Below are 12,910 nucleotides of genomic sequence, written 5' to 3'. Positions count from 1 at the left end.
TGAACTGGATATCTCAAGTCGCCGCCGGCAAAGTGAAATAGAAGGTGGCGCCTCGGTCCGGCTCGCCCTCCCCCCAGATACGCCCGCCATGGCGCTCAATGATCTTGTGCGTAATGGATAAGCCGATACCTGAACCCTCGAATTCAGCAGAGCTATGCAGTCGCTGGAAGGCGGCAAAGAGCTTGGCTTCGTAGCGCATGTCGAAGCCGGCGCCGTTGTCGCGCACAAAATAGACCGATTGCCCATCTTCCGGGCGCGCGCCGATTTGGATAAGCGGCGCTTGACGATCGCGGGTGAACTTCAGCGCATTCGACAGCAGGTTGAAATAGACCTGGCGCAGCAAGCCGACGTCCCCGACACAAGCCGGCAGTTCATCCGTTTCAATGGCAATCTCGCGTTCAGGCGCCGTGGCAAGCAGTTCCGCCAGCACTTCCTGCACCAGCGCCTCCATATTCACCCGGCGCTTCGCCAAAGGCTGGCGCCCCAGCCGCGCCAGACGCAGCAAGTCGTCAACCAATTGCCTCATATGGTCTATGCTGCGCTGGGCGACATTGAGAAAGCGGCTCGCCTCGGCGGGAAGCTGTTCGGAAAAATCCTCCGATAACATCGTCAGATAAGATCCCGCAATTCGCACAGGCGCATGCAAATCATGTGACACGGAATAGGAAAAGGCCTCCAAATCCTTGAGCGCGGCTTCCAGTTCCAGCATGTGTTCGCGCTCACGGGCTTCCAGAATGGCATTCTTGATCCGCAAATCCCTTATGCCGAGAGCGCGCTCAAGCACCGGGAGGACGACAGACAGCTTGAAGGGCTTGAGGATGTAGTCCAATGCCCCTGACTTCATCGCGTCCACGGCGCTGATGATCGTTCCCTCGCCGGTCATGATGATCGCGACCAGGTCGGGATCGATTTGATGCGCCGCCTGCAACAGAGTGATGCCATCCATCTCCGGCATCATCAGGTCGGTCAGCAGCAAGTCGAAACGCCTTTCACGCAGGGCCGCCAGGGCCGATCCGGCAGCGGAGTATCCCTCGACCTCATAGTGATGGTCGCCCAGGGTTTCACACAATGCGCGCATCTGCGCAACCTCATCGTCAACCACAATGACACGGCTCGGACTGGAAACATGCCTTGCGCCGTCAAGTTGAGCATCCGGCGGGACATATGGCGATGATTTAAGTTGCATGCTGGCACCCAACCAAGTTTAAGTAGAGATCGGTTTGCAATGCTGCCCTGGCGCTTGACGCGGGCCGATAAGTCACGCGCGCCTCCCGGCGCTCAAGCCCGGCGCTCCACGCATTTGGCCAATGCGGCGCGCAGTTCGCGGATCTTCGGCGGTTTGCTCAATACCTGGTCCACATTCACCGGCTCGTCGCCGGTTTCGGGAATCATCCGCTGCCCCCAGCCTGTCAGCAAAATCACCGGCACCGCCGGCGCGATTCGCTTCACCGTCTCGGCGACCTTGCGGCCATCCACGTACGGCATGCCCAGGTCGGTGATCACCACCGCGTAGTCCTGTCCGGCCGCGTTGGCCGCGCAAAAACGGTCGATGCCGGCCTGGCCGCCGTCGGCCTGCGTGACATCGTGCCCATCGACGCTCAGGATATTGCCCAGCGACGCCAGCAGCGTCGGATCGTCATCCACGATCAATATTTTCAGGCTCGACGTGGGCCTGGGCGAAGGTGCGATGGCGGCGCCATCGGCCACCACCGCCGCCACCGGAAAGTACATTTTGACCGAAGTGCCCACGTGCAGTTGCGATTCGATGGTGATGCGCGCCGAATGCCGTTCGGTCATGCCATATACGGTCGCCAGTCCCAGGCCTGTGCCGCGTTCCCCCTTGGTAGTGAAAAACGGCTCGAGACAACGCTGCTGCGTCGCCTCGTCCATGCCTGTGCCGTTGTCGCTGACTTCGACCAGCACATGCGGCCCGGCGCCGTCGGCCAGGTGTTCGATATAACGGGTGCGCAGCGTTACCGTGCCGCCATCGGGCATGGCGTCGACCGCGTTGAACAGCAGGTTGGTCAGCGCCTCGCGGATTTCGCCCTCGACCCCGAGGACGGCGGGAATGTTCTCGCCCAGGTCCTGCCGTATCTCGATCACGATGCCGCGTTGCTGGGGCATGTCCGACCAGCGCGCGCGGGTCAGGTCGACCACATGGCGCACCATCAGATTGACATTGACCGTGCTGAGCGTAAGTTGCGGTTCGCGCTGCCGGTAGAATTCGCGCATACGCGCCACCGTCGCCGCCACATCATCGATGGCGCGCTCAATGACTTGCAGGTTGGCGCGCCCGCGCTCGCTCAGGCCACGCTCGGTCTCCAGCAACGATTCGGCATACAGGCCGATTGGCGCGATGGCGTTGTTGATGTCGTGGGCGATGCCGCTAGCCATCTGGCCGAGCGCGCGCAATCTCTCCTGCTTGGTGACTTGCGTCTGGCTCTGGTGCAGGTCGTCATAGGCTTGCTGCAGCGTCGCATATAGCTTGGCCTGGTTGGCGGCCAACGCCACATGCTCGCTCAGTTGGCGCAGGAATTCGCAATCGCTGCTGGAAAAATCGTTTTTCTGGCGGCGCGCCACGATCAGCACGCCGAATACGGTGTTCTCCGCCAGCAGGGGGGCAAGCACTATCGACGCCAGCCCGGCCTTGGCCAGCCGCTGCGGAAACGGGAAATTGACCGCGCTGATGTCCGGCTCATAGACCAATTGGCCGGCTATGCAGCGCGACAAGCCATTCTGGTCGATCGCGATGTGCGCGTTCTCGCCCATCGCCAGCGCCATCGACAGGTCGTAGCTGCGCACGCCGACGCCGCTGACGACCAGTTCGCCGTCAACATAAAGGCAGATGGCGCCGAAATCGACCGGCAACTGGTCTTCCAGACTGCGGATCACCACCTGGAAGATGCTGCGCAAATCCTGCCGTTCGCCGATCGAGCGGGTGATCTGGTGCAGCAGGCTCATCCGCGTCAGTTGGGCCAGGACCTTGCCTTCGGCGGCCTGCCGCTCCGCCACTTCCGTCTGCAGGGCCTGGTTGGCTTGTAATAGTTCATCGCGCGAGACCGTGGTTTTTTTCAAGCGCTCGACCATATGGTCAAAAGAACGCGCCAAACTGCCGATTTCATCGTCGGTACGCAAGTCGAGCGCAAAATCCAGGCCGCCGCCGCCCACCACTTCGGTGGCCTTGTGCAGGCGCGACAGCGGCGCCGTCACGCTGCGGATGGTCAAGCCCATCGCGCCCAGCACCACGAGCAGGATCAAGCCGCCAAGCGCGGCGCCGGCAATCATCAGATCGCGCTGCGCCGCCAGGATGTTTTCGCGGCTGAGACGCGCCAGGTCCTCGGCGCCCGACATCATGTTCTGCGCACGGTTCATGATCAGGCCGGTGAGCCGCTCCTCCAGTTCCAGCAGGATTTCACGCCGTTCCGGCGTGCGCTGGAATTCTGTTTGCACTCCTTCCAACTCGCTGAACAGGCTGCCGATAGACTGCAAGCGCTGGCGCAGATCGTCCAGTATCGCCAGTTCATCCTGGGAGTCGAAGCCTGCGTTGGTGGCAATCAGGCGCTGCAGCGACTGCTGCCGTTGCCGCCATTGCATGCGGCTGCGCGTCTCGTGATGCAGCACATATTCCAGCGACAGGTGGCGCAAGCCGGCCGCCGCCCGCAGCACCTCGCCGGTGATCTCCGCCTTGGCCACTTCATTGCGCATCTGCAGCGTGGTACGAACGAAGATGACGGCCATGATTGCCAACAAGACAATGCATAAGAACTGGGCGAGCTTGAGACGAGTGGTGATTTTCACGCAAGGCTCCCTAATTGATGATCGTCACCTCAGCGGGACTGACGGCCTTCATCCCATCCACGTAGATATAGTCGAGAAAGTTGGGCACCGTGTTCACGGGGCTCAACCTGCCCTTGATCGCCCAGCGAGACTGGTCTTCCAGCACCAGCAACAGGCTCTGGTCGAGCTCCAGCCCGAAATGATGCGAAGGCCATTCGGCCAGCAGCGCCGCCTTGCCCTCGGGCGTGAGCCGGGGCAGGAGGTCGGCCGCCGCAGCTGGCTTGGTGCGGCAAAATTGCGCCCCCTGTTCCAGCGCCTGCAACAGCCGTATGACGGTCTGCGGATGCTGTTGCAGATACGGCGTTGGCGCCACCATGTTGTAAATGCTTTCGTAGATATCCTTCCCCGGGAACCGCAAGGCAGCCGCTCCCAACCGCTCCTGGATAAGGGTCAGGAACGGATCCCAGCCGCTGACGGCGTCGACCTCGCCGTTAACGAGCGCCTGCAGCAAGCCATCGGGGGGATAGTTCCGCAACTGTACGTCGCGGGTGTCGAGGCGCTGGCGGTTGAGGAATACTTCCAGGGCGAAATGTCCCGAGGTGGACAGCGTGACGCCGATACGCTTGCCCTTGAGATCGCTGCCCTGGTTGATGCCATGGTCGCGCCGCGCCACCAGTCCATGATCCTGCCCGGTGCGGAAGATGGTGCTGATCACCTGGACCGGTACGCCGTTGAGCGCGGCAAACATGACGGGGATATCGGCTACCGTCGCCATATCCGCCTTCTCCGACAAAACCGCGTCCAAGGCTTGCTTGCCGCTGCTGTAAGGCCGCAACTGCACGCTGAGCTGATGGCTGGCAAAATAACCCTGGCTCTGGGCCGCCATCACCGGGCATGCGCCCACATAGTCGGTGTTGGTCGCGATGGTAATAGACTCGACCGCCGGCGGCGGTCCGCCTGCCGAACGCAACCCAAGCCATAAACCGATACCGGCAACGAGAACAATGACAAGTGACAGCAGTAGCATGGTTTTGCTGCCCGGATGTTTCATGGCGGCTCCCGGAATTATTTGCTATCGACGCTGAACGGCATGGCGTCGGGATTGACAGGCTTGCTTGCCATCGCGTCCTGAAGCGGCAAAGCGATACGAAAGGTACTGCCCACGTCCAACTGGCTTTCCACTTCTATGTTGCCGCGCATGGCTGCGGCCAGCCGTTGGGCGATAGCCAGCGCCAGGCCGGTGCCTTCTTCGTCGCCATCCCCGTCTCCGGCGAGGCCGAAAGGCTGGAAGATGGTGGCCAGTTGCGCCGGACTTAATCCCTTCCCGCTATCGGTGATGGCAACACGCCCATAGCCATCCTGCCGTTCGCAGCTGACGCTGACTTCGCCGCGCTCGCGGCTGCATACGATCGCATTCGACAGCAGATTCACCAGGATTTGCTTGAGCCGCCTCTGGTCCGCGCACAACTCCAATCCGGATTCGGGCGGCGGCGCCAACGCGATCTGGCGCGCCTGCGCCAGCGGCGTGACGATGGCATAGGCCTCGCGCAGCACCGCATCCAACGCCACCGGGCCGATCACCAGCGGCGCTTTGCCCGATTCGATCTGGGCCAGATCCAGTATCTCATTGACCAGCGACAGCAAGCGCTTTCCGGATTGGACAATGCTCTGTGCGAAGCGCTGCCGGTCGCTTTCACCGTTCGGGAATTGGCCACTGGCCAGTGTCTGCGCAAAACCAAGCATGCTGTTCAACCGCGCGCGCAACTCGTGGCTCGTGCCGGACAAGAAAGCCGACTTCTCCTGGTTGGCCCGCGCCTCCTCCTGGCGCGCAGCCTCCAATTTGACGTTTTGCAGCCGCAACTGGCGGAACTCGACGGCCCGCTCCAGAGCGGGTAGCAAGGTGGCCGCCTTGAACGGTTTGATGATGTAGTCGAGCGCGCCTATTTTCATCGCCTTGACCGCCGTGTCTACCGTGCCCGCCCCGGTCATGATGACGCAGGCGATGCAAGGATCGAATGCGCGCGCCGCCTCTATCAAGGCCAGACCGTCGATACCGGGCATGGCCAAGTCGGTCAACAACAGATCGAAAGAATCTTCTCTAAGCCGGGAAAGCGCCGCTTCGCCGCTCGAACAGGCGGTTGTCTCAAAGTCGTGCTGTTCCAATATGTCGCACAACGCCTTGAGGTGCGTGAGCTGGTCGTCTACGACAACAATACGCAAAGACGGGACGAATCTGGACATATGCCCCCTGGAGAACCGTCGCCTGGCCTGATACTTATGTGGGAATAATTTCTTTCATACTATCACCGCCGCAGAGATTGATTAAGGGGGAAAGAAGCGCGATTAATAAATTTTCCTTGAGAAATAGATTGCCCGGCGCCGGCTATTGTCGAACCACATCACGCATTACCATTGCCGGTTTGCAACAGGCTGCGACGACTCGACTGGCGGCCGGCTTGGCATCCAGTTTGTCGTTGGCAAGAGGTTCTCTTCCCAGCGTAAAAAACGGCTAAGTATCCTCGTAAACATTCTTTGGACATCCGCTTCCAGGCCAATACGATGTCAGGCTTTCTCTGCCGCGGCGAGAACTTATTCTGAGTTCGGCGGCAGGTATCGAGGAGCCCTGGATGCAGTTATCGAACCGGAACCACCACAAGAAACCGCGGCATTGGTTTGCACGCCTTGCCAAGCGCCTGGCGCCGGCCATGCTGGCGCTGGCCACGGCAGGCGCGGCGCATGCGGAGGGGCAAATCCGCATCGCCTACCAGTACGATGTCGGCGATATCCTGCTGCACGTCGTGCGCGACCAGAAGCTGATCGAAAAATACGCCGGCCAGGAAGGCATCCAGGCGCAAGTCGAATGGAAGCAGCTTTCCGGCGGCGCCGCCATCAACGATGCGATCCTGTCCAATACGCTCGACGTGGCCTCCACCGGCCTGCCGCCCTTGCTGACGGTTTGGGACCGCACCTACGGCAAGCAGAATATCAAGGCCATCGCCGCGCTGGGGTCGCTGCCCACCTACCTGCTGACCCGCAATCCGGCGGTCAGGACGCTCGGCGACTTCAGCCCCAAGGATCGCATCGCCCTGCCCGCCACGACCGTGTCCCTGCATGCGCGGTTATTGCAGATCGCCGCCAGCGAAAAGTATGGCAAGGACAAGTTCAACCACTTCGATGAACTGACCGTCAGCCTGCCCCATAGCGAAGCCGCGGCGGCGCTGCTGTCGGGGAAGACGGAAGTCAATTCGCACTTCGCCAGCCCGCCGTTCCAGTTCCAGGAACTGAAGGATCCTGCCATCCGCAAGATCACCACCTCCTACGACATCCTCGGCGGCCCCGCCACCCTCAACATCCTCTGGGCGCCGGAACGTTTCCAGCGCGACAACCCCAAGACCTTCATCGCGCTCCGGAAGGCCCTGGCCGAAGCCCTGGCCTTCGTGCGCAACAACAAGGCCGAAGCCGCGGCCATCTATGTCCGCCTGGAGAATTCGAAGCTGCCGGTGAGTTTCGTGCAGGAGATCATTTCCTCGCCCGATGTCCAGTACACCCTGCAGCCCCAGAACACCTACAAGCTGGCTGCGTTCCTGGCCGATGTGGGCGCGATCAAGCACCGCCCGGCATCGTGGAAGGACTATTTCTTCGACGAAGCCCACGCGCAAGGCGGAAGCTGACGACAGCCAGCCGTCACATCAGGATTGGAGCCGGTCGAGCCGCAAGCGATGGCGTTCATCGGTGATCCGCAAGGCGGCCAGTACGGCGCTGCCGAAGGCGGCGATGCCGCTGGCGCCGGCCAGGATGAACATCAGCAGGATCTGGTATTTGGCCGCTTCCAGCGCATCCATGCCGGCCAGCACCTGGCCGGTCATGATGCCGGGCAGCGTGATGATGCCGGCGGCCGACATCTGGTTGATCACCGGCAGCATGCCGCTGCGGATGGCAGCCACGACGTGCGGCTTGAGCGCTTCGTTTCTCGGCTCGCCCAGCGCCAGCCGCCCTTCGATCACGGCCGCGGCCGCATGCACGCCTGAAAGGAAGGCATCGAGCGCGATGCTGGCCGAGTTGAGGACGCTGCCCAGCACAATGCCCATGAGCGGTATCGCATAGCGCGGGTCGTACCACGGGGCGGGCCGGATCGCGGTCGCCAGCGCCAGCGCCACGGTCAGCAGGGAAGCCGCGCTGACCACGATGGCGCTGATGCGCATCCCGCTCCAGCCGCGCAGGCGCCGGCGCGGCCTGGCCGCGACTTCGCGGGCCGCGGCCACCACCATCAGCGCCACCGCCAGGCCGGTGGCCAGCGGCGAGCGGACTTCCAGTATCCAGCGCAATACCAGCCCGACCAACAGCAGTTGCACCACCATCCGGACCGCGGCGATCGCCAGCGGCCGGTGCACCTGCAAGCCGAGCGCCAGCGACAGCGCGCCGTTGCACAGCACCAGGATGGCCGCCAGCGCCAGGTCGGTCGAGGAAAGCATCAGGGGCGCCATCGTCACCGCCTCGGCTCGATCAGGATGGCCGAGCCCGCCAGCCGCGCCGCCTGCTCCTGCGAATGCGTCACCAGCACCAGGGCCAGGCCGTCGTTCATGCAATCCAGCAGCAAAGCTTCGACGCGCCTGGCATTGTCGGCGTCCAGCGCGCTGGTCGGCTCATCGAGCAGCAGCGCCTTGGGGCGTTTGGCCAGGGAGCGGATCAGCGCGGCGCGCTGGCGCTCGCCGGTGGAAAGCTGGGAGATGTCCGCCTCGAGGCGGCCGGCCGGCAAGGCCAGCCGGTCGGCCAATTGCGTGGCCAGCTCCAGCTCTTCCGGTTCGAAGTGCGCGGCCACGCTGGGTCGCCACCATGCCGGTTCCGCGCTCTGGTACAGGACTTGCCGGCGCCAGTCCGGCGCTGAAAAAGCGCTGCGCGAGACGCCGTCGAGCATGACATCGCCGCCGCCTTCGTCGAGATCGGCGACCAGCCGCAGCAGCCGCGTCTTGCCCGCACCCGAGCGGCCCGACACCGACAGGCACTGGCCGGCGACAACACTGAAGGACACCGGCGCGACCACCGGGGAGCACACGCCGACGGCTTCCATCCGGGCGGGCAGAACCTGTTCTTGTTTGAGTTTTGCTTCCATACTGATGGCGACTTGCGCCCTTCTTCGAATTCGGCTGGATATCGTTGGCATTCTAAGGCGCATTTTCCCACTATTGGCGATTGGCCCGACCTCAGCCGTCCCTAAGTCTGGCCCATTATGCTGCCAGGCGTGAATGGCCAATCGTATGCTGGCGTTGTCTCCGAAACCTGCCAAATAGATACGTGTTTCGCGTAGCGGCGCGCGATTGGTCTACTATTGGCGGCACGGCAGGCACACTGACAATCTTAGGGAACAGGCAAGGTGAGAGTACTTCTGGTGGAAGACGACCGCATGATCGCAGCGGCGACCGAACAGGCGTTGCGGGACGCGGCTTACGCGGTCGATTGCGTCGGCGACGGCGGTTCGGCCCAGCTCGCGGTCAACACCCAACAATACGACCTGGTCCTGCTCGACCTCGGCTTGCCGCGGCTGGACGGCTTCCATGTGCTGCGCCACCTGCGCGAGAACAGGATGGATACCCCGGTGCTGATCGTCACCGCGCGCGACGCGCTGGAAGAACGTATCCGCGGCCTGGATGCGGGCGCTGACGACTACATCATCAAGCCGTTTGAAATGGACGAACTGCTGGCGCGCATGCGCGCCGTGATCCGCCGCCGCGGCGGCAGCGGCAGCCCGGTGCTGAGCAACGGCGAGATCGGGCTCGATCCGACCAGCCGCGAGATGCGCTTCGAAGGGACCGCGCAGCGCCTGTCGGCGCGCGAATTCAGCCTGATGCAATCGTTGATGCAGCGTCCGGGGGCGATCCTGTCGCGCCGTGACCTGGAAGACCGCATCTACGGCTGGAACGAGGAAGTCGAAAGCAATGCGGTGGAATACCTGATCCACGCCATCCGCAAGAAGTTCGGCAACCACATCATCAAGAATGTCAGGGGCCTGGGATGGATGGTTTCAAAAGAAAAATAACCGGTTCCCTGCAAGCCCAGCTCTCGTTCTGGCTTTCGGCCGTCATCCTGGCCACGGCGGCCGGCGGCGGCTACTTCTCGTTTCGCGGGGCGCTGCGCGAAGCCAACGCCTTCCAGGACGACCAACTTCGCCAGATCGCCGGCCTGATGCAGCAGCAGAAACCGCATACCGGCCTGCTCATCACCCAGGAGATCGAGCCCAGCGACGATCCAGAAACGCAAGTCATCGTGCAGGTGCTGGCGCACGGCGAAGACAGCATCCGCCTGCTCGATGAAACGGTGCCGCTGCCGGCCGGCCTTCCCGAAGGCGTGCAGCACCTGGACGGCCATCTCTATACCTGGCGTATCTTCATCCGCCACTTGCCCGATGGCGCCCGGTTGGTGGTCAGCCAGCGCACCGATGCGCGCGACGAGATCGCCAACGGCAGCGCATGGCGCACCGTCTTCCCTTTCATCGCGCTGGTGCCGGTCCTGCTGCTGCTGATCAATGTGGTGGCGCGCATCATGCTCAAGCCGGTCAAGCAGCTCTCCAGCGAACTGGACAAACGGCGCGACAACGATCTGAGCCCGCTGGACGACCTCAATGTGCCGAGTGAAATCCGTCCTTTCACCGCATCCATCAACGCCCTGCTGCTGCGCGTGCGGCGCGCGATGGAAATGCAGAAACGCTTTGTCGCCGACGCCGCGCATGAACTGCGCTCGCCGCTGACCGCCCTCTCCCTGCAGGCCGACAATATCCGCAAGATCGAATTGCCGGCGGCGGCGCAGGAGCGGATGCTCGACCTGCGCCGCGGCATGCAGCGCATGCGCGCCCTGCTGGAGCAATTGCTGGTGATGGCGCGCTCGCAGGAAACCGTGGCATCCCCAGTCTCGACCATCCCGATGGAAGACGTGTTCAAGCAGGTGCTGGAAGACCTGATGCCCTCGGCCGAGGCCAAGAACATCGACGTCGAGGTCGACAGCGAGCCCGCGGCCATCTTCACCGGCCAATTGTTCGACGCCCTGATGCTGATCAAGAACCTGGCCGACAATGCGATCCGCTATACCCCGGCCGGCGGGCAACTGCGCCTGCGGGCGCGCCAGGAGGGCCGGGTCCTGGCGGTCCAGGTCGAGGACTCCGGGCCGGGGATTCCGGAGCACGAGATGGAACGCATCTTCGATCCGTTCTATCGCATCCTCGGCAACGGCGAATCCGGATCGGGGCTCGGGCTGGCGATCGTCAAGGCGATCGCCGACCGCAACAACGCCAGCGTGGTCTTCGCCAACCGGAAATCCGACAGCGGCCAGCATGCCGGCCTGAGCGTGGCGGTCAGATTCCAGCTTTAGCCTGCTTTCTGAAAAGCCTCGGTTTGGGCGGAAAGCAACGGTCGGCCGAAATAATGTCGGAAACCATGCTTTTTCCTTGACGCAGATTTGCATATGGAACTAACATCCGGGCACCGAAAAAACATGGAGTTCGATCTTGGACAGTAGCAGTAGTCACTTACATACTTGGGGCATGACCCCAGCCAATATCGCCTGAGCTCCGCAGTTCCCCTCCTGCCGCAGCCGCGATCCTGGCTGTAGCGCTTGTCTTCCACGACATCCGTCGTCCTTCCCCATTTCTGTTGGTTCCATTGCGTGATCACGCACGGTTCGGCGGGCATTCCTTTTCCGGAGTGCCGGTTGTCCCTATTGCGCGGTCGCTGTTGCTTTGCGAAGCCGGTTCGCGCAAGCAAGGTCGATCCTTTGTCCTGACTGGCAACAATGTTTCTCACCGTGAGGATCGCTATGAAAAAATCCAAATCCTTCCACCTGGCCACCACAGCGCAACCGGCTGCCCAGCCCTCGAACTGGAAGTTCGGCTGGTCTGCCTCGTCCGTGAATGCGCAAATCGAAGGCCGCCGCAGCGCGCCCCGGCATCCGGGACGCGGCAACGCCGTCACCCATGGCGTGTTGGCTGTGAAACCGTCTTCCGGCTGGTAAGCAAGATAGCCGTAACCTAGCCGCAAATCCGCCGCCGGCATGCCGTTTCAGGCAATGCTCCGGTGCGCGCTGAACCACTTACTGATGGAGTCCTTCCGTGGACACTGGCCCAGACTGTTGTAGTTGTCGGCAATCACGTCCGATGCTGTAGCAGCAAGACCCGCCAAGAATTCTCTGGCCGTCGTCTTGCTGCAGGCAGATGGCGGCATCACCGCAGGCCCGCTGGCGCGGCCTGCGGTTTTCCTCCCGATGTGATCGATGGCATCCTCGCCTGCGGGGATGCGGGGCCGACTTTTTCCCTTGCATATTGACGAACTATCGCCGAGGCATCCCATGATCGAGATTAAAACCCTGTTCCGGCAGCGCCCCCGAAAAGCAACCCGGCGTTGCCACCCCCACCGCCACGAAACCAGATGGATCGATACCGGCCACGGCATGCTGAGCGTCGACATCTTCGAAGACAACGCGCCGCCGCGCTTCAGGCTCTCGGGTGAACACGGCCGGCACAATTGGCCGGCCGCCGGCATGGAAATCCGCACGATCCGCCCGGACGGCGGCGCCCGGCAGACCTTCCGGTTCATCGACCGGGGCGCATTCCTGGAGTCGACCGATACCATTCCGGCGCCGCATGCATTCATGGCGCGGGTGCTCTTGTCCCATGACGGCCACCGCCATGCCTACAACATCCACTATGAAGAGCCTCCCTGCCACGGCGCCGATGAAGGGCCGGGGCGCCGGGCCGGTTTCGGCAAGCTGGGACGCACGGCATTTTATTTTTTCGGCGCTGTCATCATCCTGGCCGGCTTATACGTTCTACACAGTGGCCGGGCGGCCCTGGCTTGAACCGATATCGGGAAATTCCCGATGTCCAGCCGCCCCAACCGGAAATAAAATGCTAGCTTCGCGACACACTTTCCTGACGCCGGAAAAATGACCATCCTCCAAAGTTTGATGCACTACGGCTCCTACGCATTGGGGCTGTACGCCCTGTACGTACTGGCGGGTGCGCTGGCGTTTGGCTATTTCATCTGGAGAAAGGTGTTTCGCTGCACCGGCGCCAGGCCGCGCAAGCTGGAACGCCGCCAGGACGGCTCGGATCCTCACCTGCCCCGGTAAGCGCATCTTCCGACCGGCC

General features: G+C 62.5%; 12 protein-coding genes. 6 read left to right on the top strand and 6 right to left on the bottom strand.

What is annotated here, in order from left to right:
- Positions 1-13 precede the first annotated feature (13 nt).
- The 4 genes from J7548_RS02765 to J7548_RS02750 all read right to left on the bottom strand — a co-directional run bounded on the left by J7548_RS02765 (position 14) and on the right by J7548_RS02750 (position 6,018).
- The gene (locus J7548_RS02765; RefSeq protein ID WP_290970018.1) at positions 14-1,186 is read right to left on the bottom strand and encodes a response regulator; all 1,173 of its coding nucleotides are present in this window, start codon (positions 1,184-1,186) and stop codon (positions 14-16) included.
- 92 nt (positions 1,187-1,278) lie between these two features.
- Entirely contained in the window at positions 1,279-3,738 is a 2,460-nt protein-coding gene (locus J7548_RS02760) for an ATP-binding protein (RefSeq protein ID WP_290970015.1), read from the bottom strand.
- A 70-nt stretch (positions 3,739-3,808) separates the two neighbouring features.
- The gene (locus tag J7548_RS02755; RefSeq protein WP_290970012.1) at positions 3,809-4,828 is read right to left on the bottom strand and encodes an NrtA/SsuA/CpmA family ABC transporter substrate-binding protein; all 1,020 of its coding nucleotides are present in this window, start codon (positions 4,826-4,828) and stop codon (positions 3,809-3,811) included.
- Positions 4,829-4,842: 14 nt separating this feature from the next.
- Positions 4,843-6,018 carry a hybrid sensor histidine kinase/response regulator gene (locus J7548_RS02750; protein WP_290970009.1) on the bottom strand — a complete coding sequence of 392 codons (1,176 nt, stop codon included), beginning with the start codon at positions 6,016-6,018 and terminating at the stop codon, positions 4,843-4,845.
- Positions 6,019-6,404: 386 nt separating this feature from the next.
- Here J7548_RS02750 and J7548_RS02745 point away from each other — a divergent pair, with 386 nt between their 5' ends.
- A complete protein-coding gene (locus J7548_RS02745) occupies positions 6,405-7,448 on the top strand; it encodes an ABC transporter substrate-binding protein (protein WP_290970006.1) in 1,044 nt (347 codons plus the stop codon).
- A gap of 18 nt (positions 7,449-7,466) precedes the next feature.
- Here J7548_RS02745 and J7548_RS02740 read toward each other — a convergent pair whose 3' ends face one another.
- Complete coding sequence (locus J7548_RS02740; RefSeq protein ID WP_290970004.1) at positions 7,467-8,261, bottom strand: ABC transporter permease; 795 nt, start codon at positions 8,259-8,261, stop codon at positions 7,467-7,469.
- 2 nt (positions 8,262-8,263) lie between these two features.
- Complete coding sequence (locus J7548_RS02735) at positions 8,264-8,887, bottom strand: ATP-binding cassette domain-containing protein (RefSeq protein ID WP_290970003.1); 624 nt, start codon at positions 8,885-8,887, stop codon at positions 8,264-8,266.
- Between the two features lie 261 nt (positions 8,888-9,148).
- On the opposite strand from J7548_RS02735, the gene J7548_RS02730 reads away from it, so the two are divergent.
- From J7548_RS02730 to J7548_RS02710, 5 genes are all read left to right on the top strand, one after another.
- Entirely contained in the window at positions 9,149-9,811 is a 663-nt protein-coding gene (locus J7548_RS02730; protein WP_290970000.1) for a response regulator, read from the top strand.
- Entirely contained in the window at positions 9,787-11,136 is a 1,350-nt protein-coding gene (locus tag J7548_RS02725; protein ID WP_290969998.1) for an ATP-binding protein, read from the top strand. Before J7548_RS02730 ends, J7548_RS02725 begins: the two co-directional genes overlap by 25 nt.
- 444 nt (positions 11,137-11,580) lie before the next feature.
- Positions 11,581-11,775 (top strand): hypothetical protein, encoded by a 195-nt coding sequence (locus J7548_RS02720; RefSeq protein WP_290969996.1) that lies wholly within the window; start codon positions 11,581-11,583, stop codon positions 11,773-11,775.
- Between the two features lie 333 nt (positions 11,776-12,108).
- Positions 12,109-12,618, top strand: coding sequence for a hypothetical protein (locus J7548_RS02715; protein WP_290969993.1), 510 nt, complete (start codon positions 12,109-12,111; stop codon positions 12,616-12,618).
- An 87-nt stretch (positions 12,619-12,705) separates the two neighbouring features.
- Positions 12,706-12,891: a hypothetical protein gene (locus tag J7548_RS02710; RefSeq protein ID WP_290969990.1), complete on the top strand. Its 186-nt coding sequence runs from the start codon at positions 12,706-12,708 to the stop codon at positions 12,889-12,891.
- Positions 12,892-12,910 lie beyond the last annotated feature (19 nt).

Origin of the sequence: Herbaspirillum sp., from assembly GCF_017744395.1 — a bacterium.
Lineage (GTDB): Bacteria > Pseudomonadota > Gammaproteobacteria > Burkholderiales > Burkholderiaceae_D > Herbaspirillum.
The sequence above is the reverse complement of the archived record's forward strand: the minus strand, read 5'-3'. Positions and strand labels throughout refer to the sequence as shown.

Excerpts from the sequence above, each read along its gene's own strand:
- J7548_RS02765 (WP_290970018.1), bottom strand. The coding sequence starts at position 1,186 with ATGCAACTTAAATCATCGCCATATGTCCCGCCGGATGCTCAACTTGAC.
- J7548_RS02760 (WP_290970015.1), bottom strand. The coding sequence starts at position 3,738 with ATGGCCGTCATCTTCGTTCGTACCACGCTGCAGATGCGCAATGAAGTG.
- J7548_RS02755 (WP_290970012.1), bottom strand. The coding sequence starts at position 4,828 with ATGAAACATCCGGGCAGCAAAACCATGCTACTGCTGTCACTTGTCATT.
- J7548_RS02750 (WP_290970009.1), bottom strand. The coding sequence starts at position 6,018 with ATGTCCAGATTCGTCCCGTCTTTGCGTATTGTTGTCGTAGACGACCAG.
- J7548_RS02745 (WP_290970006.1), top strand. The coding sequence starts at position 6,405 with ATGCAGTTATCGAACCGGAACCACCACAAGAAACCGCGGCATTGGTTT.
- J7548_RS02740 (WP_290970004.1), bottom strand. The coding sequence starts at position 8,261 with ATGGCGCCCCTGATGCTTTCCTCGACCGACCTGGCGCTGGCGGCCATC.
- J7548_RS02735 (WP_290970003.1), bottom strand. The coding sequence starts at position 8,887 with ATGGAAGCAAAACTCAAACAAGAACAGGTTCTGCCCGCCCGGATGGAA.
- J7548_RS02725 (WP_290969998.1), top strand. The coding sequence starts at position 9,787 with ATGGATGGTTTCAAAAGAAAAATAACCGGTTCCCTGCAAGCCCAGCTC.
- J7548_RS02720 (WP_290969996.1), top strand. The coding sequence starts at position 11,581 with ATGAAAAAATCCAAATCCTTCCACCTGGCCACCACAGCGCAACCGGCT.
- J7548_RS02715 (WP_290969993.1), top strand. The coding sequence starts at position 12,109 with ATGATCGAGATTAAAACCCTGTTCCGGCAGCGCCCCCGAAAAGCAACC.
- J7548_RS02710 (WP_290969990.1), top strand. The coding sequence starts at position 12,706 with ATGACCATCCTCCAAAGTTTGATGCACTACGGCTCCTACGCATTGGGG.